Origin of the sequence: Algoriphagus marincola DSM 16067, from assembly GCF_000429405.1 — a bacterium.
Lineage (GTDB): Bacteria > Bacteroidota > Bacteroidia > Cytophagales > Cyclobacteriaceae > Algoriphagus > Algoriphagus marincola.
The window spans coordinates 58,325-80,004 of record NZ_AUBU01000010.1 but is presented as its reverse complement, the minus strand read 5'-3'; the positions used below and the strand labels follow the sequence as shown (position 1 = coordinate 80,004).

Below are 21,680 nucleotides of genomic sequence, written 5' to 3'. Positions count from 1 at the left end.
GCTCTACTTTTTAGGCATAAAAAAAGGTGACCATTTGGTCACCTTTTTTATTTTCAGTGGGATCAACCAGCGTTCTTCATATCTTGTACTTCTTTACGGATATCTTGCGCTAGGTTTTTCAAGTCTTGCATGCCTTTACGAACACGTGTACCAGCTGCCTGATTTCCTTTAGAATAGAACTTATCGAAATCAGCTTCGAGGTCCATTACAAGATTTTTTACTTCGTCAAATCTGCTCATAGTAAAAGTAGTTTTTTTAGGTTGATGATAATTTTATAGGGTCAATATAGCCCAAATACTTACTATTTCAATCCTAATGGCCTTTTTTTTGAAAATTTTTTACTCACCAAATGTAATGGCAAGTTCAGAATTCCTGTATTGACCACTGGTCAGTTTTTCTTTCACTGCTGCAAAAGCTTTTACAGTTTCGTTTACATCTTCTAAAGTATGTACAGCTGTAGGAATTAACCTCAAGATAATCATGCCTTTAGGTACTACAGGGTAAATCACTACTGAACAGAAGATGTTGTAATTCTCTCGCAAATCATGCGAAAGGGCCGCAGCTTCACCTACAGTACCATTTAATACTACTGGCGTTACAGGAGAATTTGATTTTCCAGTGCTGAAACCTTCATCATGTAGTCCTTTTCGAAGGGCATTGACAATTTTCCAAAGATTATCCTTAAGCTCAGGTCGAGTTCTTAGTAGTTCCAATCGCTTCAAACCACCCTCTACCAAGATCATTGGAAGTGATTTGGCGAAGATTTGAGAACGCATATTAAAGCGTAGGTAATGAATTACTTTTTCATCACCAGCAATGAAAGCTCCGATAGAAGCCATAGACTTGGCAAAAGTGGAGAAGTACAAATCCACTTCTTCAATTACTCCTTGCTCCTCATGTGTACCAGCACCTGTTTTACCCAAAGTACCAAAACCATGTGCATCATCTACAAGAAGACGGAATTGAAACTTTTTCTTCAGATCACAAATCTCTTTCAACTTGCCTTGATCACCAGTCATTCCGAAGACACCTTCCGTAATGAAAAGGATACCTCCGCCTGTTTCTGCTGCAAGCTTGGTCGCTCTTTCCAATTGCTTTTCTGCATTTTCGATATCATTATGCGGATACACATACCGCTTACCCATGTGCATTCTAAGAGCATCGATGATACAGGCGTGGCATTCTGAATCATATACCACGACGTCCTTACGATCAAGTAATGCATCGATTACCGACATGATTCCTTGATAGCCGTAGTTTAGTAGGTATGCTTTTTCTTTTCCTACAAATTCAGCGAGCTCACTTTCAAGCTGCTCGTGAAGGGTAGTCTGTCCTGACATCATTCGAGCTCCCATTGGATAGGCAGCTCCCCACTTAGCAGCTGCATCAGCGTCAGCTTTACGAACTTCAGGGTGATTGGCAAGTCCTAGGTAGTTATTCAATGACCAGGTCAAGACCTCTCGACCTTGAAACATCATGCGGGGTGCAATCTCTCCTTCTAGCTTTGGAAACATGTAGTACCCGTCTGACCAAGCTGAATGTTTGCCTAGTGGACCTAGGTTGGTTTGTAGTTTTGCAAATAAATCCAAGGTGATATTATTTATGATTAAGCAATAATTTTTCGGTTTTAAAATTCGCCAAAAATACAACTTATATGCCTACCAAGCAAAAAAGCAAAATGGCTTGGCCTAATCTTTATTTTAAGTCAAATATATTTGTTTTCTTCGCTTTTTAGATTCGATAGACCCAAACCCAACTTTAGAACATGAGAAAAATTCAAAAGCTCCTTGTTGCCAATCGAGGTGAAATTGCCCTTCGTATCATGCGCTCTGCAAAAGAGCTTGGGATAAAAACAGTTGCCGTTTACAGTGAAGCTGATCGGCTTTCCCCTCATGTCAAATACGCAGATGAGGCAGTTTGCTTGGGGCCACCACCTTCATCGGAATCTTATTTGTTGGGTGACAAAATCATAGAAGTTTGTATAGATCTTAAGGTAGATGCAATTCATCCAGGCTACGGTTTCTTGTCTGAAAATGCAGTTTTTGCAAAGAAAGTTACCGATGCGGGATTGCTTTTCGTCGGACCTTCTCCGGAGTCTATTGAAGTAATGGGAAGTAAACTGGCCGCGAAACAGGCAGTATCCACTTACGATATTCCTTTGGTGCCTGGTACAGAGGAAGCCATTTCTGATATTCCTGCTGCGAAAGAGCGAGCTGCAGAAATTGGCTATCCTATCCTGATCAAAGCTTCTGCCGGAGGTGGGGGAAAGGGAATGCGAATAGTGGAATCGGAAGCAGATTTTGAGGAGCAAATGCAACGCGCTGTCAGCGAGGCGCAATCTGCTTTTGGGGATGGTGCAGTTTTTATTGAAAAGTTTATCACTTCCCCACGTCATATTGAGATACAGGTCTTGGGAGATCAGCATGGAAATGTCGTTTATCTCTTTGAGCGGGAGTGTTCGATTCAGCGAAGACATCAAAAGGTAATTGAAGAAGCTCCTTCAGCTGTAGTGAGCCCTGAAATGAGGAAAGCAATGGGAGAAGCGGCCGTTGGTGTGGCCAAAGCCTGTAATTATTTTGGAGCTGGGACAGTGGAATTTATCGTTGACGGAGATCTGAATTTCTACTTCCTAGAAATGAATACCCGCTTGCAAGTAGAGCATCCTGTCACCGAGATGATCACTGGGAAAGACCTGGTCAAAGAACAGATTTGGATTGCAGAAGGCAGGGAATTACAGTTTGCTCAAGAGGATTTGACAATCAATGGACATTCGGTAGAGGTCCGTGTATATGCTGAAGATCCAAAAAATAATTTCCTTCCGGATATTGGGAAGCTTCAAACTTACCAAAGACCACAAGGGCCGGGAATCCGGGTAGATGATGGTTTCGAGGAAGGGATGCAAATACCGATTTATTATGATCCGATGATTTCAAAGCTGATTACACACGCTGAAAATCGGGAAGCAGCGATTTCAAGAATGATCCGGGCTATCGATGATTATCAAATCACAGGAATTCAGACTACTTTATCATTTTGCCGCTTTGCTTTGCAGCATGAGGCTTTTGTGAGTGGAGATTTTGATACCAAGTTTGTAGAGAAATATTTTACTCCGGATGTACTGGATGATTCACTTTCAGAAGAAGAGGAGTCACTTATTGCGGCTTTGGCCGTAGAGTTTTTTGAAAAAGAAAAACAGGCAACTCAAGTGTCAGGCGAAAGTGCGAAAAGTAATCAGAACTCGGCATGGAGAAAAAGATTGAAAATAGATGGCTGAAATCCTTCCTCTTCGAGCATGGCGATATGCTGACACTTTCAATTCCAAAATAGAAGAACTTACCGCGCCACTTTTCGATGTTGTTTCTTCCAAGCAACGGGAGCTTTTGTATGAAAATCCCTTAAACAGTATTCATCTTTCTGTCCCAAAAGGCGCTGATCCTGGAAAGGAGGCCTTTGAAACACTTCAGAAGTGGAAATCAGAGGGAATCCTCCGTCAGGATTATCTGCCCGGAATCTATGTTTACTATCAATACTTCCGACTTCCCGGGGAGACCACAGAGCGCTGTCGAAAGGGTTTTATAGCACAAATCAAAGCTTATGACTGGGAAGAAAAGCAAATCTTACGGCATGAAAACACCATCGTTTCTGCTGTAAATGATCGAGTAGATCTTCTTAAAAAGGCTAAAATTCAAGCATCTCCAACCCATGGATTATACGATGATCCGGAATTCAAACTAGAGCAATGGATGGATGAAGCTATTCAGAGCCCTCTTTATGAATTAGAAGATTATCAGGGAGTTAGGGAAGTTTTGGCAGTGATTCATGATCGGAAAGTGATATCCGAGTTTTTGGATTTGCTTGCGCAAAAGCAGGTTGTCTTGGCAGATGGTCATCATCGGATAGAAGGGAGTATAGCTTTGAGGAAGGAAATGAAAGATGAATTTCTAGACCGCAAATGGAAAGCTCATGATTACCACCTGATGTATTTGACAAATGCGGCATCAGATGATCTGAAAATCCTGCCAACCCACAGGCTATTTTATGGATTGACCGATAGGCAAGATTCCTTTTTAGAAAAATTATCAGCTTGGTTCGAAGTCAAGAAATTTGGGGATGCTGAAGAAATCGGGAATTATGCCCTGCACAAACCATTTTCTTTTGGTCTGCTACTAGGAGAGGAGGGATATGTACTCGAATTAATTCCAGAGAAGTACCAGACTATCAATCATGATTTACCGGAAGTGATTCGAAAGCTGGACCTTGCTGTTTTACATGAGGTGGTTTTCAATCAAATCTTGGGAATCAATCGAGAAGAACAGCGGAATTCATCACAGATTTCCTATGAGCGGAATTTCGCTCGCTGTCTTAGGCAGGTCAGATCGGGTCAAGCTAGCTTTGCTTTGATCACCCGAGAACTTTCAATGCGAACTGTCATGGAAGTTTGTCAATCAGGGCATTTGATGCCGCAAAAATCTACGTACTTTTATCCCAAGGCTTTGAGCGGGCTGCTTTTCGCCAGTATCGAGCAAAGCGAATTTGAATTCAACTATGATGCGTTTTTTAGAAAATCTGAAGGATAAGAAAATCATTTTAGCCTCCAATTCACCTCGTCGGCAGGAATTGCTTCGAGGCCTGGAGATTGAGTTTGAGATCAAATCCAGTCCGGTGGACGAATCCATTCCTTCAGATATTCCGGCTGAGTACGTAGCTGCTTACCTTTCTAAATTGAAATCAGAATCCTTTCCCGATGAACTTCTGGAAAACGAGATTTTGATTACTTCTGATACTGTGGTGATTGAAAATGGGCATGTTTTAGGTAAGCCCCAATCCGATCAGGAGGCCTTTGATATGATCAAAAGCCTATCAGGAGCCACTCATACCGTGATGACTGCCGTCACCATCAAGGATCGTCTGAAAAGAATCACCTTAGAAGATGAGACCTTGGTCACTTTTCGATTTTTGGAGGAAGAGGAGATTTGGCATTACATCAAGGAATACAAGCCATTTGACAAAGCCGGTGCTTACGGTATTCAGGAATGGATTGGTTTCATTGGTGTTTCCCGGATTGAAGGTTCTTATTTTAATGTCATGGGTTTTCCTCTCCACTTGGTTTATGAGCAATTGAAAAAGTGGTGATTTTATTTTGCCAATTTCAAAATCCTCCAAGCTCCCAAACTCACCAAAACGAATACGAATGCCCCGATGATCAAATCTGGGAGGGAGGAATCTAGCCAAAGAACCATCAAGCCGGCAACGATTACACCTGCATTGATCAGAATATCATTGGAGGTGAAAATCATACTTGCCTTCATATGGGCTTGCTGACTTTTTGATTTTTGCAAAAGGTAAAGACACCAAGCATTTGCAATCAATGCCAGAATGGAAATAAGGATCATCCACTGGTAATCAGGTCTTTCATTCACATTCAGAAATCTTCTGACCACTTCATAAAATCCACCGGCTGCCAATAAAAGCTGAAAAACACCTGCTATTCCTGCTACTTGTTTTTGTCTCGTGATGCTGCTTCCTACGGCAATGAGGCTAAGCGCATAAACCAAGGAATCGGCAAGCATATCCAGGCTATCGGCCACCAATCCCATGGATCCCGCTAGCCATCCGAAAATCATTTCAATCAGGAAGAATGAAAAATTTATGATCAGAACTGTCCACAGAAGCTTTTTCTGAACTCCGTCCTCAGACTTTTTAAATTTCTCAATCTCGGTCGTTTGAATAAATTTGCTTCCAAGGTTTAACTCCTCGAGTGCAGCCGAGATTTCCTTCACATCTCCTTCATGCGAGACATCCAAAACCCTTTTCTCCAAGTCAAATGAAAGCCCGGCAATTCCTTCGAGGTTTTGAAGTTTCATCCGAATCATGGTTTCTTCGGATGGACAATCCATTTGAGAAATTGAAAAAGTAGACTTGTTCATTTTAATAATTAAGGACCTGTTGTAAACTTACCCGAAGGATTTGTCCCATATTTTGGCAACTCATAAACTTTTGGTTTTTGTAATGCCTTGCCAGTTCCCTCCTCAGGCTATCGATATTTTCTAAGGGTGAAATCTGATCATTTTCCATCGCCTGAAGGATTGATTCAATTTCTTGCTTAGATGATTTGACTCGGGTAGCGATCAGGGCTCGTTCTTCCCGCTGATATTGGCGCATAGATTCCGGAGTGATGTATTTCATGCCCAATTGGATCAGGACATTATTTTCCTTGAAATATTGGGGTAGGTAGATAGACTTTTTACCCTCATAGGATTGCTGATCAAAGTCAATAGCCCGGATCCGATAATTGGTTTCTTCAAAGTCTGGAGTCACATCGATTACAAAATTTGAAGAATGCATGTCTCCTAACAATCTTACAAAACAGCGCTCATTGAATTTTACAAACTCTTTCGCCAATCGAATGGGATTCAGGTGGGAATCCTGCATATGCAATCGCATAAATTTATCTCCAGGAATTCCTGCGATATGCTCCTCAATCAGGGTGTTTCGATGTACGAGGTAGCTAATTCTGTTGGGAGAAAGTAAATGTTCCAGCTCTAGCCCGTAAACCCTTGAGGCGTCTGCATTTTTGATGTAGAAATAGTCAAAATTATCATTGATCCGGTTTACGATTCGAATTCGGAAGGGCTGAGTATTCCCATAAATGCAGAGATCAATTCGATCGATGTAAAGGTGCTCCATGACCGACATGTCACCTCCGGCTTTTAGGATTGCATAGATTCGTTTGACATTATAATGAATCTCTTCGCGGTCAGTCTGCTCATAAAAAACAGTCTCCCATAGCGTATCCTGCTCTTTGGAGTCATACAGCGCTATTGAATCTTTATATCGTAGCAGCTCATCATAGTGGATGGGGATATCCACTTCCCTTCCATGATTGATCAGGTAATCTCTCAGCCCTTTACTGATGGGATAGACTTGCTTCTTTTTGCTGATCAATGCCATCGATACTACAATTCTACTTTTTGACTTTTTCGCAGATTTCGATCAAAAATAAAGGGTCCAAAAGGAAGAACTGAAGCAATCAATGCAAAGAATGTCCGGCTAAAATTCCATTTCAGTTTGGAAGCCGTAGGAAAAACCACATAGATATAAATGACAAATAATACCCCGTGAATCCAACCAACTACGGTGACTGCCATTGGGAGTTCATAGATATATTTGAGCGGCATAGCTATGAAGAGGAGTACCAAAAAAGATATTCCTTCGATTAAGCTTATCCATTTGAAGCGCTTGGCCCATTTTACTTGTTCGGTATTCATTTAGCTGATATTAAATAGGGTTTGAAGGTTTTCCCAGAGCTTCTTTTTCAGTGCTCTATCCATGCTAATTTGTGTGAGAGAATCAGCAAATAGGTATTCGGTTTCCTCCTCGGTTTTGATTTGATAGGAAGGAATCGGCAGGGCGTTGATAGGGTGTGAGATCTTTCCAAACTTAATGACCTTGTGAGCATTGATTGCCTGAAAATCCTCCAGACTTTTACCCTTCAATTCTTCACTGCTCAAAAGCCCCACATCACTCATGGAATGATTTACGGCCGAAACCATCTTCGACAGCATATCCATCACTTCATCTGCAAGCTCGTCTTCCTCATGAAGGATCAAAATCCCTTTGGCAAATTGCCCTCTAACGATTGGAGCAACAGGTTCTTTTACCTCATCCGCGACACTGGAATCATCCACAGGCGGAGCTTGATCGTAGCTAGGAGTTGTTTCTTTCTTAACCTCTTTTCCTAGCTCTGTTTTTTCGGGGGATAAAATTTGATCAATCTCTTCTGGAACCAAGTATAAATCTTCGTTCAGGAGTAATTTCAGACTATGTAGTGTGTCACTTTCCATGCTTGAAAATTGCTTAAAAATTGGTCACCTCCCAAAAAAAAAGGAGACTTTGTTAGTCTCCTGATCGAATTATTGCGGAATGTCCAAATTGAAAATGGATTTAAGCTCCACCGCATCCTCTGGTTTCATTCGTTTGGCTAAGACTAAGCGTAGCTGTCGTCGTCTCAGTGCTCCTTCGTAAAGCTCAATTTCTTCTTTTGTTTCTGGCACCACCTCAGGGACTTCTATCGGTTTGCCATTTTGATCTACTGCTACAAAGGTGAAAAATGCCCGGTGAGTGACCGTCTTTTTGTTAGCAGGAATATCCTCAGCCGTGACTTCAATGTGTACCTCCATGGAAGAGTTGAAAGCCCGAGTGACTTGAGCTGCCAGGGTCACCACATTTCCCAAAGCAATTGGCTGTTTGAAGGAAATGCTATCTGCAGAGGCTGTGACTACGATTCGATTGGAGTGCTTCTGTGCAGCAATGGCGGCCACCACATCCATCCAGTGCATGAGTCTTCCTCCCATCAGGTTATTCAAGGTATTGGTATCGTTGGGCAATACCATCTCTGTCATGATAGTTGCCGAATCTTTAGCGAATTTTTTCTTAGCCATATTTCAATGATTTGAGACAAAAATAAAAATTATATTCTAAATAATGGCTTGCATTTATTTTGAAACAAAATTTTATTCTGATTCAATTGAAATTACCGCCAGCCGTCTTTTCCCAAAAGAGGGACAAAAGCGAAATAGTCATATTCTTCAGAAGTATATTTGCCTCCTTTTTGTTTGGTGATTTTGAGCATTTTTTGACGGCTTCGGTCACCTACAGGGATTACTAAAATTCCTCCCGGCACCAATTGATCGATTAGTGCATCAGGAACGACAGGAGCTCCGGCAGTTACCAAAATCCGGTCAAATGGAGCGTGACTTGCCAAGCCCTGAGATCCATCCCCGTAGAAAAGCTTCATATCAGTGATCCCAAGCCTATTAAGGAATTTTTTGGTCCCCTCGAAAAGCTTCTTTTGATATTCGATGGTATAAACTTCTGCTCCCATCAAGTGAAGAATACTTGCCTGATAGCCTGAGCCTGTTCCGATTTCTAGTATTTTTTGACCGGGCTTTACGTCTAAGAGCTGAGTTTGAAAGGCAACCGTATAAGGCTGGGAAATGGTCTGACCCTCTCCAATCGGGAAAGCTTTGTCTTCATAAGCATGAGAAACTAGCGCTGAGTCAAAGAAAAAATGTCTGGGTAGGGTATTGATCGCTTCTAGGACTCGTTCGTCAGAGATTCCCTTTTGCTTGATCTCCCGAACGAGAGCTTTTCTTTTACCCTTGTGAAGGTAGGTGTCTTCGAGCTTGAGAAGTGGCATATTTTATTTGGATTCAGGTCGAAGATAAGTGATTATTTGGCTTAATTTGAAACCCTTTAGGGCATTTTGTACTTAATCATTGAAACTCAATCAAAAAGAAATCACGCATGTTCACTGGTATCATCGAATCGTTTGGCACGGTAAAAGAAATCGTAAGAGAAGGCTCAAATGCACATTTTTTATTGGAGTCCAATTTAGCTCCTGAACTGAAGGTCGACCAATCGCTTGCTCATGATGGGGTTTGCCTGACTGTTGTTGAAACCACTCCCCAGACCTACAAAGTCACAGCAATTGATGAGACTATTCAAAAGACCAATCTCTCGGAATGGACTGTTGGTAAAAAAGTAAATTTAGAGCGGTGCATGTCTGCAAACGGACGCTTTGATGGCCATATTGTTCAAGGTCATGTCGATCAAGTAGCAAGAATTACGGGAATAAAGGATGAAACCGGGTCCTGGGTTTTTGATTTTGAATATGATTCAAGCCTTGGGAATGTCACTGTAGAGAAAGGATCAATCACGATTAATGGGACTAGTTTGACCTGCTTTAATTCCGGACCAGGGGTGTTTTCTGTTGCCATCATTCCATATACCTACGAATACACCAATTTTCACCAATTGAAAGTAGGGGATACAGTCAATTTGGAGTTTGATATCGTAGGAAAGTATATCAAGCGAATCCTTAAAGGTTACTAATAATAAAGGCCTCCAAAATGAGAGGCCTTTATTGTGTCGAATCAATGCTCATTTAAGCGTAAGATTCTTGTTTTCAGGGTCCTTTACCAGTCTAAAGCCGACATTGGAAGTTCCTGAATCGTAAGCTTGACCTTGTCTAGCAGAGGGACGATAGTTTACGCAGTAATTGGCTGCGCAAAGGTAGGAGCCACCTTTGATGACTCGCTCTTGAGCGAAAGGATTATCAGGGTTGTAGCATGGATTCATTCCGGCATCAAGCTTGGGTGCTTCTCCTGCCAATCTTGCAAACTTCAGTGCATCATACCAATCGCTGGTCAATTCCCAGACATTCCCAATCATATCAAAAAGTCCAAACGTATTGGGTGCAAAAGATTTTACGGGGCTTGTTCCCACAAAACCGTCCATTCCTGTGTTTTCATTTGGAAAATTCCCCTGAAACGTATTTGCTAGATATTGGCCGTTTGGAGTGAGCTCATCACCCCAGGCAAACCTTTTTCCGTTCATTCCACCTCTGGCAGCAAACTCCCACTCGATCTCTGTAGGTAAACGCTTCCCAACCCATTCTGCATAGGCTACTGCATCATCATAGGCGATATGAACGACAGGGTGATTTTCTCGACCCTCCAAGTTAGATTCAGGCCCTTCAGGATGCTTCCAAGATGCTCCATTGACCCAGGTCCACCAAAGTGAAATATCCTGAAGCGGAACTTGATAGGGTGGTGGAGTAAAAACCAAGGATCCAGGAACTAGCACCGAATCATCTGGTTTTGGTGTGCCTGGAGGAAGTTGTTTCTTTAATTCTTCCCATTCGATAGGACGCTCAGCCATGGTGATGTAGCCTGTTTGCTCCACGAATTCTGCAAATTCTGCATTCGTAACCTCATGAGTATCCATCCAAAAGCCTTCTACTTTCAGTCGAACTGCAGGCTTTTCAGCAGCATAGGCGTCAGCCTCGTTCGTTCCCATCGTAAATTCACCTCCCGGAATCCAGGCCATTCCTTTAGGAGTATCCTTGGAAGGCATCGGTGTGTCGTAGACTATTTGACCTTCGGATTCTGGGCTTTGGGTTTGAGATTTTTCCGAACAGGAAAATCCAATTATGACTAGGGAAAGAAAAGCAACTTTGGTATTGATCAACCTTTTGGCTCTGATATTTTTCATTCTTGAAATTATAAACAAAATCTTGATTCTTGAACTCTGAGCTCTAAGTATACTCGAGATCTTCTGGATTATTGTTAAAATTTGCTGAATACCTGCACAAAAAAAGCGATAGAAATTATTCCACCGCTTTCGAAAATCTTGTGTAAATGCAATTAGGCCTCGTCAGCATGAGCAGAAGCATGCAATTTGCCCAATTCTTGATCGATAGTCCACAATCCTACACCCTCTTCTCCAATAATATCGAATAGTTCAAGTGCACGACGAGACATGGTCTCTTCTTCTCGCTGCTCGGTCACATACCACTGCATAAAGCTGAACGTAGCGAAGTCCTTCACAGAAAAGGCGTGATCTACGATGTTATTGATTGATTTGGTGACTTTGATTTCATGCTCAAGAATCAACTCAAATACTTCGCGAAGTGAATTGAAATTATGTCTGATCCCATTGATTTCGGGCTGAATAGCGTGACCACCTGCCTCATTTACATATTGGAAAAGCTTCATCATGTGCATGCGTTCTTCGTCAGAATGCGTATAAAGGTATTTGGCTGCGTTCTCATAACCCATCATATGGCACCAAGAAGCCATGGAGAGGTAATATGCTGAGCTTTTACCTTCCATTTCGATTTGCTGATTTAATAGCTGTTCTGTGTCGTGCAGCAAAGAGCGCTGCAATGTGACTATTTCTCTTTCCTTCATGTCTAATTTTGTTTTATACAAATAAAACCAAACCTAAGTGAAGTAGTTTCAATTGCTGCCTTTTAACTCAAAATTTAGAATTGATATAATTAAAGATGAGTTAAAATTCTGGCCATTATAATCGAAATCACAATGTTTGCGAATTGGTAGGATAAACGTGTTCTCCCGATGTTTTTTTAAGAGATTTAATTTGATTTTTAGATAGGAGCAAAATAAAAATTCAAGCTCAATAAGGATGGTTTTGATCTTAATCCTAAATTTATCCAACAGAGACACGAAATTAAATCTTGCACTGAATGGATAATTTTAATTTGCCTAAGAAAGGCGAATACCCCGCTTATTATGATCGATATTTAGGATTAGTTGAAAATCAAAACTTTTGTGAACTGATCGAAAAGCAAGTAAATGACTTGATGGATTTATTCAAGTCCAAATCAGAAGATTGGCCAAATCAACCCTATCAGGAAGGAAAGTGGTCTCCCAAAGAGGTGCTTGGTCATGTGATCGATACTGAGCGTATCATGACTTTTCGTGGTCTTTGCTTTGCAAGAGGTGAACGTTCTGCTTTACCGGGTTTTGATCAGGATCCCTATGTGCTGAATGCACGATTTGGAGCGGTACCCACGCAATTACTCTTAGAGGACTTTTCAGCTTCAAGAAAAGCTTTGGTTTCCCTGATTCGCACTTTATCAGACGAAATGCTTGATTTTCCCGGTCAGGTGAACGGTAATCAAATGACTCCGAGAGCTTTGTTTTGGATCATTCCCGGCCATTTTATTCATCATTTGGATATATTAAAAACTCGCTATTAAAATGAGATTAGAACTAGGTGTAGTTGATGCATTTACCGAAAAGCCCTTTTCTGGCAATCCAGCGGCTGTTTGTTTGTTGGAGCATGATCTTTCTGATGAAATGCGGCAAAATATAGCCATGGAAATGAATCTCAGCGAAACGGCATTTGTGCAGCGAACAGAGCGAGAAGGTCATTTTAATCTGCGTTGGTTTACACCCACCTTGGAGATTGATCTTTGCGGGCATGCGACTTTGGCTTCCTCATTTTGGATGCTTCGCAAAGGCTGGGCTAAAGAAAATGTTCCTATCCATTTCCATACCATGAGTGGTGAGCTGATTGTAAATGCGAGTCATGATGGTTTGGAGATGAATTTTCCTTTGATTCCCACGGTCGAGGATCAGCATCCTTTTTTTCAAAAGGAGCTATTTGGGAAAAAGATAGTGAAAGCTGCTCAATTGAATAAAAACTGGATTTTTGAATTGGAAAATGAGCATTCTGTTTGTTCCCTTGAACCTGATTTTATGCTGATCGCAAAGCATAGCGAGGAGGGTTTCATTATCACGGCAGCAGGCGAGAAATATGATATCGTATCCCGCTTTTTTGGTCCAAATGTAGGAGTGCCAGAAGATCCTGTCACTGGTTTTGCACACTGCGCCTTAATGGATTATTGGAATCAAAAAACAGGGAAAACCCAATTGAAAGCATACCAAGCAAGTAGGAGAGGCGGTGAATTGGAACTGGAAAAACATGATGATCGCGTGCTCATCAAAGGTAAGGCAGTTGTCGTTTATCAAGCGGAAATGGAATTGAAAAATGACTGATCATATACAATCAACTCGAAGACCTATTAAAAGGTATTTTAGGCATTTTACAGACTATTGGCTGACAGATGCCAGTTTTAGCATATTGCTTCTGGTTTTGTTATTCACGGTTTTCATCTTACCAATATTGATTGAGTATGGGCATATCGACATGCTCTATGTAAACCTCGTCTTCCTCTTTCTATTTTTTACGGGAATCTGGTCTTCAAAAAGAAAGGTGTTTATTTTCCTTACAACAGGGCTTTTCTTTACGCAATTGGGATTGAGGCTATTGCGTTTTAGTGATTTTCCTGTAGAATTCTATCTCCTAGAAAGAATCGTAGGTATACTTAATATGATGATATTTATTTTATTGAATATCAGCTTGTTATTTAGAGATAGGGAAGTCAATCTTTACCGTGTGATCGGAGCTATCAATGTCTATTTAAGTGTAGCGATATTAGGTGCTTTCGTATTTGAAATTATTCACTTAACAACCGGTTCTAGCATAGCAGGCGGGGATAGGGCGCTTTTAGGTTTGGACGATGATTTTGCCGAATACATATATTTCAGCATGGTTTCATTGACTACCGTAGGTTTTGGTGATCTTTATCCAATCAATGTAATGTCCAAAATGCTTTCTGTTTTTCTTTCTACCGTCGGCATCTTGTATCCTGCTGTGGTGATCGCCAAACTGGTAGGAGAATCAAGGCGCTAGCTTCCATTAGTGTAAAATTGAATTCGCAATAAAAGATCAATCCTTATTTTAAGGATCAAATTACCTATCTATGAAAAAACAATTACTCATAATCCTATTTGCATCCATTTGCCACATTGGCTGGGCGCAAGAAATTCGTAAGCTCCCTGTAGAAACGAAAGTTGAGAAGCTGGCTGAGGTGACCATCAAAGGAAAGCGTGTTCCTTATAAATCAACAGCTGGAACACAGCCTGTTTGGGATGAAAACGGTGATCCTATTGCTTCATTATTCTACACTTTTTATGAGCGGACTGACGTCAGTGATAAGTCCAAGCGTCCTCTGGTAATCTCATTCAACGGAGGTCCTGGTTCAGCATCGATTTGGATGCACTTGGCTTATACCGGGCCCGTTTTACTTAAAATTGATGATGAAGGATACCCGGTTCAGCCCTATGGCACAAAGTCAAACCCTCATTCCATTCTGGATGTGGCTGATATCGTCTATGTAGATCCTGTGAATACCGGTTATTCAAGAATTCTAAATGAAGAAACTCCACGATCTACCTTCTTTGGTATTAATTCTGACATCAAATATCTAGCGGATTGGGTCAATACTTTTGTTACCAGACAAAATCGCTGGGCTTCGCCAAAATATCTAATTGGAGAAAGTTATGGTACCACGCGAGTTGCTGGCTTGGTTTCACAACTTCAGAATTCACACTGGATGTATTTCAATGGGGTGATTTTGGTTTCACCAACCGATATGGGAATTGAAAGAGGTGGACCGGTTAAAATGGCAAACTATTTCCCATATTACGCGGCTACAGCTTGGTATCATGGACAGCTTCCATCTGATTTGCAAAGCAAGGATTTGGATGAAATCATTCCAGAAGTGGAGAAATTTGCCGTTGAGGAAGCTCTTCCAGCCATGGTCAAAGGTGGAAGCCTTTCTGCATCGGAAAAGGATGCAATGGCTACCAAAATGGCTCGGTATTCCGGCCTTGACAAAGAGGTTTTCCTTTCCAATAACCTAATGGTTGGAACAAGCCTATTCTGGAAAGAACTTCTTCGAGATGAAGGAATGACTGTGGGTCGTTTGGACAGCCGCTACAAAGGTTTCGATCGGATGGAGGCAGGAGTTCGATATGATTTCGATCCAGCATTGACAAGTTGGAATCATGCTTTTGCTCCGGCTTTTAATCATTATTCGAAAAACGTCTTGGGCTTCGAAACTGACCTAACCTACAATCTATTCGGACCCGTACATCCTTGGGATCGATCCAATGAGACTACAGGATATGATTTGGGGCAGGCCATGCGGCAAAATCCTTACTTGCACCTGATGGTTCAGTCGGGATACTTTGATGGAGGCACCGATTTCTTTAATGCGAAATATAGCCTTTGGCACATCGATCCAAATGGAAAAATGGCGGATCGAATATCATTCAAAGGTTACAGATCAGGTCATATGATGTATTTGAGAGCTGAAGATTTGGCCACATCCAATGAGGATATCCGGCAGTTTATCCAAAAATCCATGGTCGAAGAAGGTATGCCTGCCAAATACGATTAATTTGATTTAAATACTGAAAAATTATAAGCTTGAGTGCTAGTCAAAATTGATTGAAGCACTCAAGCTTTTTTTATTCAGACTTTTTCAAAAAGCTAATGCTACCTTAAATTCATCAAAGTTTCTAATAGGCTTTTCTACTTGCATCATTTTTCCCAGTAAGAGGTATACTTCTTCCAGACTTTTCCCCCCTTTTTTCAAGAATTGGATGGAAGTAGATCCATCCGACTTTGCAAGTTTCTTTCCATCTGGACCCTTTAGAATTGGATGATGATAAAAACTCACTTTTTCAAAAGCTGTATTCTTCAGGCTTTTGGCCAAAAAGACCTGCGCTAAACTGGAATTGTAAAGATCTCTTCCTCTTACGATAAGGTCAACACCATAATGCGTATCATCAATTACCGATGTCAATTGATAGGCCGGCATTTCGTCCTTTTTTCGAACGATGAAAAAAGCCACATCTTCAGGAAGAACCTCCTCTTTTGATTTCCCATGGATATCCTGAATCTTTACCAGTTCATCTTCAAAGGTATTGATTCGCCATGCAGCTTCCTTTTTGGTTTTGGAGATATTTCTATCCAAGCAATGTCCAAGATAGTAGCCTGAAGAGTTCATTTGAGCAATTTTCTTGCGAGAGCAGGTACAAGAAAAAAGGCAGCCTTCGGCCCAAAGCCTTTCCAGAGCTTCTCGATACAAATCAAGGCGATTCAGCTGCGTCCAATTGACCAAAAAATCCTCAGGTCCTTTGGGCCCCAAATCGTAGTTGATTTCCAAAAAGTCCAAAGTCTCAAAAATATCAACCAGATATTCCATCCGAAATCGCTCTCTATCCAAATCATCAATTCGAAGAAGGATTTTCGCACCTGATTTTTCTGCCAATGCTTTGGTCACCAAAAAAGAATAGGCATTACCCAAATGAAGGTAGCCACTAGGGGTAGGAGCGATCCGAGTCAGATTGAATTTCATCAAGTAAAAATACGTACCTTAAAACAAAAAATGCGTGCATTTATTTGTCTTTGTACAGTTTTGATTTTTTCATGCTCTTCGCGGCAAAGCGACGGGTTGACAGGCCCTCAGCTGATTCAAAAGTCCATTCAATTTCATGACCCAGATGGAAATTGGGCTGAGTTTAAGGGAACCTTGGAAATCGAGGATAGTCTTCCTGGAGATCGTCCATCACGGAAATATGCAGTTTCTTTTGACAATGAGCTTTCAAAGGTCATCTACCGGAAGGATGATCTTCATTTTATCGTTTGGAATGACTCAGTCCAAGTTTTCAAGGGGGAAATAGCTCAAGACCGGGCCATTATGCTTCGAAATTATTACTCCTATCTGTGGGGGCTTCCCATGAAGCTTCAAGATCCAAAAACCATAATTGAAAAAGAAATAAAAACCGAGGTTTTGAATGGAGTAGCCTATTGGGTGGTGAAGGTACCTTATGAAAAAGATGTTTGGTATTTCTATTTGGACAAAGAAAGTTTTGAGATGAAAGCTTACAAGTTTTATCAAGATGAGGCTGCCCAAAAAGGAGAAATTATCTATCTGGATGGCCTTTTGGAAGTTTCAGACATGAAAATCCCAAAAGTGCGAACCTGGTATAGAACTGAGAAAGATGAGTTTCTTGGAACTGATTTTTTGGTGAGGGCCTCTGAAGGAGCTTAAGGTCTTTTAACGGAGATTATTTTATGATAACTGGAGCTAGGCTTATTTTCGTTGGTGATTCGTTTTATCTTTTTTCTTTTCGCTTATTTCCTAGTGCTTTCTGCTTTGGCACAGCGCACCTATTCTGGCAATATCATCGATAGTCAGGACAAGGGGTTCTTGGAAGGAGTGAAAGTGCAATCCATAAGTTCTGGCGAAGAAGTATTGAGTAATAGCAGAGGTTATTTTTCTATTTCCGCATTTCTGGGTGATACCTTGGTTTTTTCCTTTCCCGGATTTGTCTCACAGCGTCAGGCTTTAAGTTCTGAGTTCTTTTTGATGATAGAGTTGCAAGATAAAGCTCGATTCTTACCCACTTTTGAAGTAGAGGGCAATAATTACTCGTATAGCTTTAAGGATGGAAGGTTAACAATCCGCGATGAGAATGAAGCCAAAGAGCCATCACGAAAAGGGGAGGTTATCACTCGACCTTTGGACAATGGTGACGGTACAGGTGGCATCGGAATCAGTGGTCCGATTTCCTATTTTACCAAGAAGGCGAGATTGGCTAGGGAATATGAGCGTAAAAAAAAATGGCTTGCGCGTCGAAAAGGATATTATCAGATAATTGAGTCCGACACGGTAAGGGCAGAATTAATGGAAGAGTTCCAGTTGACTAGAGAGTCTTGGGATCAGTTGGTTATCCGCTTTAATCAGTTTCATCAGGAACATGAGTTTTTGGATTGGTCCGAGGTGAGAGTCAGGAAGAGCTTTGAAGAATTTATCCGAATCGAAACCTCATTTTTAAATTAAGACTTTCTTTTAAAAGACCAGGTGACATAAAATCTTGCCACCACATCTCCTGACTCAGAAGTCCCAGTAGAGATCATGGTTAGTTGTGCGGTATCATTCACATTTAGTGAATCAATGAGCTGAAAGAGTTCCCTGCCTTGATCACAAGAAAAAGTGATTTTCTGATTTGCTTTTTTATGGTATTCCGCGCGAAAATCCACTACCAGCATGCTGAATTTCCCTTTTCCTGCAAGTGCCAATTGGCATAAAGCGCCGGTACTCAATTCAGCTGCCCCCGCCAAGGCTGCGAAATAAATAGATTTGAATGGATTTTGAGATCTCCAGAAATAAGGGATGGTTACCTGGCATTTGTCCCCCGTCAACTCCTTGATTCTTAATCTCCAAAAGACCGCGGAAGGAAGCTTTGCTAGCATTGCAAACCAGAAAATAAGCGGACTTCTCATCTTTTTCTGATAATCTTTCGCTTTGTCGTTTAGGGTAATTTCTCGAACCTTAGTTTCCATAATTGAAATTTTTCTGAAGTTAATAAAATTTGAAACGTAAGGTAATCTTGGTATCTTTTTTGAGTTTTATCATTAAAAATTGTCATTATGAAGCGAATTATAGCAGTCCTATTGACAGGACTTTTTTTCTATGCGTGTGCCACCGTTCCCCTGACAGGCAGGAAGCAACTAGCAGTGGTTTCCAGTGAAGAAATCCAGCCTCTAGTCAATCAACAATACGAAGCGACCAAGAATGAATCAAAAGTCCTTACCAATACATCCGATGGTCAAAAGGTAGTCAAAGTGGGACAGCGAATTGCAAGGGCAGTAGAGTCTTATCTTATCGAAAAAGGCTATTCTGGATTGGTAGAAACCTTTGAGTGGGAGTTTAATCTGCTACAATCTGAGCAAGTGAATGCTTGGTGTATGCCCGGTGGTAAAGTTGCTTTCTACACCGGAATCATGCCAATTTGCCAAGACGAAACCGGAATCGCTGTCGTAATGGGGCATGAGGTAGCCCATGCTGTCGCCTCTCATTCTAGAGAGCGGATGTCTAATGGGATGTTGCAGCAATTTGGCATGAGTGTTCTTTCCACAGCTTTGAGTCAAAATCCCACACTCACCAATCAATTATTGCTTCAATCTGTGGGGATGGGATCAGAAGTGGGAATGCTCGCTTTTTCCAGAAAACATGAATTAGAAGCTGATGAGTTGGGTTTGATTTTTATGGCTTTGGCAGGTTATGATCCTAGAGAAGCCCCAAAATTCTGGGAGCGAATGAACGCTGCAGGAGGTGAGGCTCCCCCTGAGTTTTTGTCAACTCACCCTGGTCCAGATCGAAGAATCGAACAGCTTCAAGCAAACATGCCAAAGGCAATGGAGTACTACGAGGCGAGCCAAAAGCAATAAATCAAAAAAGCCGATTTCATTAAGAAATCGGCTTTGTTGTCTTATCGGGACCCAAATCCCCTCAGCTTGACTTGAGTAAGCTTCCGTTTGGTATCGAGCGGGAAGTCTCCGCGCATCATCCAGTCATAGTACCCTGGTTCTTCCTTGAGTACTTGCTCGACGGTTTTCCCCTTATGCTTTCCGAAATTGAAGATTTCTACCCCCTCCGAATTGAAAATAAACCGACCTGCCAAATCAACCATTTTTTCATTGACCAGGTCATGGATTTTCTTCATGTCATTTTCAAAAACTCCAAGTTTATTACCCTGAAGGTCTTCGACTTCTTCGCCTGCATACCGAACTACCTGTGATCGAAAAACTTCCAAGGTAGCCAAGGTATCTGCCTCAGCGCTGTGTGCATTTTCAAGAGTTTTGCCACAGTAAAACTTATACGCTGCAGAGAGATTTCGCTTTTCCATCAGGTGGAAGATCTTTTGTGCATCTAGCAGATTTCTTTTGTCAAGATCAAAGTCAATTCCGGAGCGAAGAAACTCTTCAACCAAAAGTGGAATATCGTATTTCAATACATTGAAACCTGCCAAATCCGCACCTCCAATAAATTGGTGTACATCTTTTGCAATGTCTTTGAAGTAAGGCTTATCCTTAACATCTGCGTCATAAATCCCGTGAATCAAAGAAGACTCCAAAGGAATGGGAATAGTGGGATGAACGCGCTGTGTATAAATCTCTTTCATTTCATCAGGAAAGAGTTTTACCAAGGATATTTCTACAATTCGGTCTGTCCCTACATTTGTTCCTGTTGCTTCCAGGTCAAAAAATACAATGGGATTTTTAAGGTTTAAGGTCATGATTCTTTAAATTTTTTCTCAAGAGCCGGAAGGTTAAGGTTGTCATAATTTCCCGAACTCATCATTAATAGGTTGGTGTCTTTGTAATCCTTTGAAATAAGGTAATCAAACAGCTTCTGACTCTGTGTAAAAACCTTCAAATCACTTCTCTCAAAGCCTCTTTTGAGAGTTTCTTCATCCAAAACTTCCAGCTTTTTGAGGGCTGCTGCATGTGGGTTTAGATAGATGATAGCTTCATCTGCTTCCTCCATCGTATGTGCATAGTTAGGTAGAAAATCCCGATTGAGCGAGGAATAAGTGTGTAATTCTTGAACAGCAACCAGGTTCCTGTCGGGAAATTGTCGCTTTACAGCTTCGACGGTGGCTTTCAGTTTCGATGGGGCGTGGGCAAAATCACGGTACATCACACCGTCGCTTTTTTCCGTCAGAAGCTCCAACCTCTTAGCCGCACCTTTGAAGGTCTGGATTGACTGATAGAACTGCTCCTGAGTCAAGCCGAGCTCCAGACAAACTTTCATTGCTCCGTTGAGATTTTGGAGATTGTGGTCTCCGAATAGGTGGATAGGGATTTCACCCTGATCAGTAATCAGGTAAGTTTTCCCATTTTTGATCGCTGCCGGGTGTGTAGGGTAGGGAACTTTTTTCCCGTTGATTGATTCAGTCTCAGCAATTTGTTTCACTAAAGGATCCTCCTCGCAATAAATCAGAGTTCCTGATTCTGGAGTCATTTTCATCAAGTTTGCAAAAAGCCCCTTGTATTCATCAAAGTCAGGAAAAACATTAAAATGATCCCAGGCTATTCCTGAGACAAGTGCAATGTCATGCTTGTAGTGGTAGAATTTTGGCCGTCTATCCAAGGGGGAAGTCAAATATTCATCTCCCTCGATGATGATGACAGGAGCATCAGATAGCCTAACCATCAAATTAAAACCGTCAATCTGCGCTCCTACGAGATAGTCGAACTGGACTTTTTGATCTCTCAGAACATGAAGAATGATGGAGGTAATAGAAGTTTTTCCATGCGAACCTGCTATGACTACCCGCTTTTTGTCCTGGCTTTGATTGAAAACAAATTCAGGGAAGGAATAAATAGGAATGCCAAGCTCTTTGGCTTTGATCAACTCTGGATTGTCGATGCGGGCGTGCATACCTAAAATAATGCCATCTAGATCTTCATGAATTTTTTCAGGATACCAGCCAAATTTGTCCGGTAGAATGCCCGCCTTTTCCAGTCTACTTCGCGAAGGCTCATAGATTTCGTCATCCGAACCACTCACCTGATGTCCTTTTTTTGCTAAGGCAAGAGCCAAATTATGCATGATTGCTCCGCCAATGGCTATAAAATGATAGCTATTCATTTGGGTTGTTTTAGTT

General features: G+C 41.4%; 25 protein-coding genes. 11 read left to right on the top strand and 14 right to left on the bottom strand.

All coding sequences use genetic code 11. The features are described from left to right. Positions 1 to 62: 62 nt before the first annotated feature. Positions 63 to 239: a histone H1 gene (locus G457_RS21355; protein WP_035475384.1), complete on the bottom strand. Its 177-nt coding sequence runs from the start codon at positions 237 to 239 to the stop codon at positions 63 to 65. Between the two features lie 99 nt (positions 240 to 338). After that, on the bottom strand, positions 339 to 1,589 hold the full coding sequence (locus tag G457_RS0110865) for an aminotransferase class I/II-fold pyridoxal phosphate-dependent enzyme (RefSeq protein ID WP_026946507.1): 1,251 nt from the start codon (positions 1,587 to 1,589) through the stop codon (positions 339 to 341). Between the two features lie 176 nt (positions 1,590 to 1,765). Between G457_RS0110865 and G457_RS0110860 the strand changes: the two genes are divergently transcribed. Genes G457_RS0110860 through G457_RS0110850 form a run of 3 tightly spaced genes read left to right on the top strand, consistent with a single transcriptional unit; the run spans position 1,766 to position 5,133 of the window. Continuing rightward, on the top strand, positions 1,766 to 3,274 hold the full coding sequence (locus G457_RS0110860) for an acetyl-CoA carboxylase biotin carboxylase subunit (RefSeq protein ID WP_026946506.1): 1,509 nt from the start codon (positions 1,766 to 1,768) through the stop codon (positions 3,272 to 3,274). Further along, entirely contained in the window at positions 3,267 to 4,577 is a 1,311-nt protein-coding gene (locus G457_RS0110855) for a DUF1015 domain-containing protein (protein WP_026946505.1), read from the top strand. The genes G457_RS0110860 and G457_RS0110855 overlap by 8 nt, the downstream gene beginning before the upstream one ends. After that, positions 4,546 to 5,133: a Maf family nucleotide pyrophosphatase gene (locus G457_RS0110850; RefSeq protein ID WP_026946504.1), complete on the top strand. Its 588-nt coding sequence runs from the start codon at positions 4,546 to 4,548 to the stop codon at positions 5,131 to 5,133. The genes G457_RS0110855 and G457_RS0110850 overlap by 32 nt, the downstream gene beginning before the upstream one ends. A 2-nt stretch (positions 5,134 to 5,135) precedes the next feature. On the opposite strand, the gene G457_RS0110845 is transcribed toward G457_RS0110850, so the two are convergent. The 6 genes from G457_RS0110845 to G457_RS0110820 all read right to left on the bottom strand — a co-directional run bounded on the left by G457_RS0110845 (position 5,136) and on the right by G457_RS0110820 (position 9,199). Further along, the gene (locus G457_RS0110845) at positions 5,136 to 5,927 is read right to left on the bottom strand and encodes a cation transporter (protein WP_026946503.1); all 792 of its coding nucleotides are present in this window, start codon (positions 5,925 to 5,927) and stop codon (positions 5,136 to 5,138) included. A gap of 1 nt (position 5,928) precedes the next feature. Beyond that, entirely contained in the window at positions 5,929 to 6,951 is a 1,023-nt protein-coding gene (locus G457_RS0110840) for a hypothetical protein (RefSeq protein ID WP_026946502.1), read from the bottom strand. Positions 6,952 to 6,956: 5 nt separating this feature from the next. Next, positions 6,957 to 7,268 (bottom strand): DUF3817 domain-containing protein, encoded by a 312-nt coding sequence (locus tag G457_RS0110835; protein WP_026946501.1) that lies wholly within the window; start codon positions 7,266 to 7,268, stop codon positions 6,957 to 6,959. Then, entirely contained in the window at positions 7,269 to 7,844 is a 576-nt protein-coding gene (locus tag G457_RS0110830; protein WP_026946500.1) for a hypothetical protein, read from the bottom strand. It abuts the gene before it with no gap. Positions 7,845 to 7,913: 69 nt separating this feature from the next. Next, on the bottom strand, positions 7,914 to 8,441 hold the full coding sequence (locus G457_RS0110825; protein ID WP_026946499.1) for an acyl-CoA thioesterase: 528 nt from the start codon (positions 8,439 to 8,441) through the stop codon (positions 7,914 to 7,916). Positions 8,442 to 8,533: 92 nt separating this feature from the next. Next, on the bottom strand, positions 8,534 to 9,199 hold the full coding sequence (locus G457_RS0110820; protein ID WP_026946498.1) for a protein-L-isoaspartate(D-aspartate) O-methyltransferase: 666 nt from the start codon (positions 9,197 to 9,199) through the stop codon (positions 8,534 to 8,536). A 107-nt stretch (positions 9,200 to 9,306) separates the two neighbouring features. Between G457_RS0110820 and G457_RS0110815 the strand changes: the two genes are divergently transcribed. Beyond that, on the top strand, positions 9,307 to 9,894 hold the full coding sequence (locus tag G457_RS0110815; RefSeq protein ID WP_026946497.1) for a riboflavin synthase: 588 nt from the start codon (positions 9,307 to 9,309) through the stop codon (positions 9,892 to 9,894). A 48-nt stretch (positions 9,895 to 9,942) separates the two neighbouring features. On the opposite strand, the gene G457_RS0110810 is transcribed toward G457_RS0110815, so the two are convergent. Both G457_RS0110810 and G457_RS0110805 read right to left on the bottom strand, forming a co-directional pair. Beyond that, on the bottom strand, positions 9,943 to 10,917 hold the full coding sequence (locus G457_RS0110810) for a formylglycine-generating enzyme family protein (protein WP_394373336.1): 975 nt from the start codon (positions 10,915 to 10,917) through the stop codon (positions 9,943 to 9,945). A gap of 290 nt (positions 10,918 to 11,207) precedes the next feature. Next, positions 11,208 to 11,753 (bottom strand): ferritin, encoded by a 546-nt coding sequence (locus tag G457_RS0110805; protein ID WP_026946495.1) that lies wholly within the window; start codon positions 11,751 to 11,753, stop codon positions 11,208 to 11,210. Between the two features lie 296 nt (positions 11,754 to 12,049). On the opposite strand from G457_RS0110805, the gene G457_RS0110800 reads away from it, so the two are divergent. The 4 genes from G457_RS0110800 (at position 12,050) to G457_RS0110785 (ending at position 15,616) form a co-directional block, all read left to right on the top strand. Continuing rightward, positions 12,050 to 12,565, top strand: coding sequence for a DinB family protein (locus G457_RS0110800; protein WP_026946494.1), 516 nt, complete (start codon positions 12,050 to 12,052; stop codon positions 12,563 to 12,565). Between the two features lies 1 nt (position 12,566). Next, on the top strand, positions 12,567 to 13,367 hold the full coding sequence (locus tag G457_RS0110795; RefSeq protein ID WP_026946493.1) for a PhzF family phenazine biosynthesis protein: 801 nt from the start codon (positions 12,567 to 12,569) through the stop codon (positions 13,365 to 13,367). Continuing rightward, positions 13,360 to 14,064, top strand: a complete 705-nt coding sequence (locus G457_RS0110790) for a potassium channel family protein (RefSeq protein ID WP_051260789.1) — start codon at positions 13,360 to 13,362, stop codon at positions 14,062 to 14,064. Before G457_RS0110795 ends, G457_RS0110790 begins: the two co-directional genes overlap by 8 nt. Positions 14,065 to 14,134: 70 nt before the next feature. Further along, positions 14,135 to 15,616 carry a S10 family peptidase gene (locus G457_RS0110785; protein ID WP_026946491.1) on the top strand — a complete coding sequence of 494 codons (1,482 nt, stop codon included), beginning with the start codon at positions 14,135 to 14,137 and terminating at the stop codon, positions 15,614 to 15,616. Between the two features lie 84 nt (positions 15,617 to 15,700). On the opposite strand, the gene G457_RS0110780 is transcribed toward G457_RS0110785, so the two are convergent. Beyond that, positions 15,701 to 16,579, bottom strand: a complete 879-nt coding sequence (locus tag G457_RS0110780) for a glutamate--tRNA ligase family protein (protein ID WP_035483672.1) — start codon at positions 16,577 to 16,579, stop codon at positions 15,701 to 15,703. Positions 16,580 to 16,609: 30 nt separating this feature from the next. On the opposite strand from G457_RS0110780, the gene G457_RS0110775 reads away from it, so the two are divergent. Further along, positions 16,610 to 17,275 (top strand): DUF6503 family protein, encoded by a 666-nt coding sequence (locus tag G457_RS0110775; RefSeq protein ID WP_155847132.1) that lies wholly within the window; start codon positions 16,610 to 16,612, stop codon positions 17,273 to 17,275. A gap of 54 nt (positions 17,276 to 17,329) precedes the next feature. After that, a complete protein-coding gene (locus tag G457_RS0110770; RefSeq protein ID WP_155847131.1) occupies positions 17,330 to 18,067 on the top strand; it encodes a peptidase associated/transthyretin-like domain-containing protein in 738 nt (245 codons plus the stop codon). On the opposite strand, the gene G457_RS0110765 is transcribed toward G457_RS0110770, so the two are convergent. Continuing rightward, the gene (locus G457_RS0110765) at positions 18,064 to 18,570 is read right to left on the bottom strand and encodes a DUF4442 domain-containing protein (RefSeq protein ID WP_035483667.1); all 507 of its coding nucleotides are present in this window, start codon (positions 18,568 to 18,570) and stop codon (positions 18,064 to 18,066) included. The two genes, G457_RS0110770 and G457_RS0110765, sit on opposite strands and share 4 nt — an antisense overlap. 84 nt (positions 18,571 to 18,654) lie before the next feature. Between G457_RS0110765 and G457_RS0110760 the strand changes: the two genes are divergently transcribed. Beyond that, positions 18,655 to 19,458 carry a M48 family metallopeptidase gene (locus G457_RS0110760; protein WP_026946486.1) on the top strand — a complete coding sequence of 268 codons (804 nt, stop codon included), beginning with the start codon at positions 18,655 to 18,657 and terminating at the stop codon, positions 19,456 to 19,458. A 41-nt stretch (positions 19,459 to 19,499) separates the two neighbouring features. On the opposite strand, the gene G457_RS0110755 is transcribed toward G457_RS0110760, so the two are convergent. Beyond that, positions 19,500 to 20,306 (bottom strand): 3'-5' exonuclease, encoded by an 807-nt coding sequence (locus tag G457_RS0110755; RefSeq protein ID WP_026946485.1) that lies wholly within the window; start codon positions 20,304 to 20,306, stop codon positions 19,500 to 19,502. Further along, the gene (locus G457_RS0110750) at positions 20,303 to 21,664 is read right to left on the bottom strand and encodes a UDP-N-acetylmuramate--L-alanine ligase (RefSeq protein ID WP_026946484.1); all 1,362 of its coding nucleotides are present in this window, start codon (positions 21,662 to 21,664) and stop codon (positions 20,303 to 20,305) included. Before G457_RS0110750 ends, G457_RS0110755 begins: the two co-directional genes overlap by 4 nt. Between the last annotated feature and the right edge of the window lie 16 nt (positions 21,665 to 21,680).

Bases quoted from the DNA above. Each gene is read 5' to 3' on its own strand.
- G457_RS21355 (WP_035475384.1), bottom strand. From the start codon at position 239: ATGAGCAGATTTGACGAAGTAAAAAATCTTGTAATGGACCTCGAAGCT.
- G457_RS0110860 (WP_026946506.1), top strand. From the start codon at position 1,766: ATGAGAAAAATTCAAAAGCTCCTTGTTGCCAATCGAGGTGAAATTGCC.
- G457_RS0110855 (WP_026946505.1), top strand. From the start codon at position 3,267: ATGGCTGAAATCCTTCCTCTTCGAGCATGGCGATATGCTGACACTTTC.
- G457_RS0110850 (WP_026946504.1), top strand. From the start codon at position 4,546: ATGATGCGTTTTTTAGAAAATCTGAAGGATAAGAAAATCATTTTAGCC.
- G457_RS0110845 (WP_026946503.1), bottom strand. From the start codon at position 5,927: ATGAACAAGTCTACTTTTTCAATTTCTCAAATGGATTGTCCATCCGAA.
- G457_RS0110840 (WP_026946502.1), bottom strand. From the start codon at position 6,951: ATGGCATTGATCAGCAAAAAGAAGCAAGTCTATCCCATCAGTAAAGGG.
- G457_RS0110835 (WP_026946501.1), bottom strand. From the start codon at position 7,268: ATGAATACCGAACAAGTAAAATGGGCCAAGCGCTTCAAATGGATAAGC.
- G457_RS0110830 (WP_026946500.1), bottom strand. From the start codon at position 7,844: ATGGAAAGTGACACACTACATAGTCTGAAATTACTCCTGAACGAAGAT.
- G457_RS0110825 (WP_026946499.1), bottom strand. From the start codon at position 8,441: ATGGCTAAGAAAAAATTCGCTAAAGATTCGGCAACTATCATGACAGAG.
- G457_RS0110820 (WP_026946498.1), bottom strand. From the start codon at position 9,199: ATGCCACTTCTCAAGCTCGAAGACACCTACCTTCACAAGGGTAAAAGA.
- G457_RS0110815 (WP_026946497.1), top strand. From the start codon at position 9,307: ATGTTCACTGGTATCATCGAATCGTTTGGCACGGTAAAAGAAATCGTA.
- G457_RS0110810 (WP_394373336.1), bottom strand. From the start codon at position 10,917: ATGCCTTCCAAGGATACTCCTAAAGGAATGGCCTGGATTCCGGGAGGT.
- G457_RS0110805 (WP_026946495.1), bottom strand. From the start codon at position 11,753: ATGAAGGAAAGAGAAATAGTCACATTGCAGCGCTCTTTGCTGCACGAC.
- G457_RS0110800 (WP_026946494.1), top strand. From the start codon at position 12,050: ATGGATAATTTTAATTTGCCTAAGAAAGGCGAATACCCCGCTTATTAT.
- G457_RS0110795 (WP_026946493.1), top strand. From the start codon at position 12,567: ATGAGATTAGAACTAGGTGTAGTTGATGCATTTACCGAAAAGCCCTTT.
- G457_RS0110790 (WP_051260789.1), top strand. From the start codon at position 13,360: ATGACTGATCATATACAATCAACTCGAAGACCTATTAAAAGGTATTTT.
- G457_RS0110785 (WP_026946491.1), top strand. From the start codon at position 14,135: ATGAAAAAACAATTACTCATAATCCTATTTGCATCCATTTGCCACATT.
- G457_RS0110780 (WP_035483672.1), bottom strand. From the start codon at position 16,579: ATGAAATTCAATCTGACTCGGATCGCTCCTACCCCTAGTGGCTACCTT.
- G457_RS0110775 (WP_155847132.1), top strand. From the start codon at position 16,610: ATGCGTGCATTTATTTGTCTTTGTACAGTTTTGATTTTTTCATGCTCT.
- G457_RS0110765 (WP_035483667.1), bottom strand. From the start codon at position 18,570: ATGGAAACTAAGGTTCGAGAAATTACCCTAAACGACAAAGCGAAAGAT.
- G457_RS0110755 (WP_026946485.1), bottom strand. From the start codon at position 20,306: ATGACCTTAAACCTTAAAAATCCCATTGTATTTTTTGACCTGGAAGCA.
- G457_RS0110750 (WP_026946484.1), bottom strand. From the start codon at position 21,664: ATGAATAGCTATCATTTTATAGCCATTGGCGGAGCAATCATGCATAAT.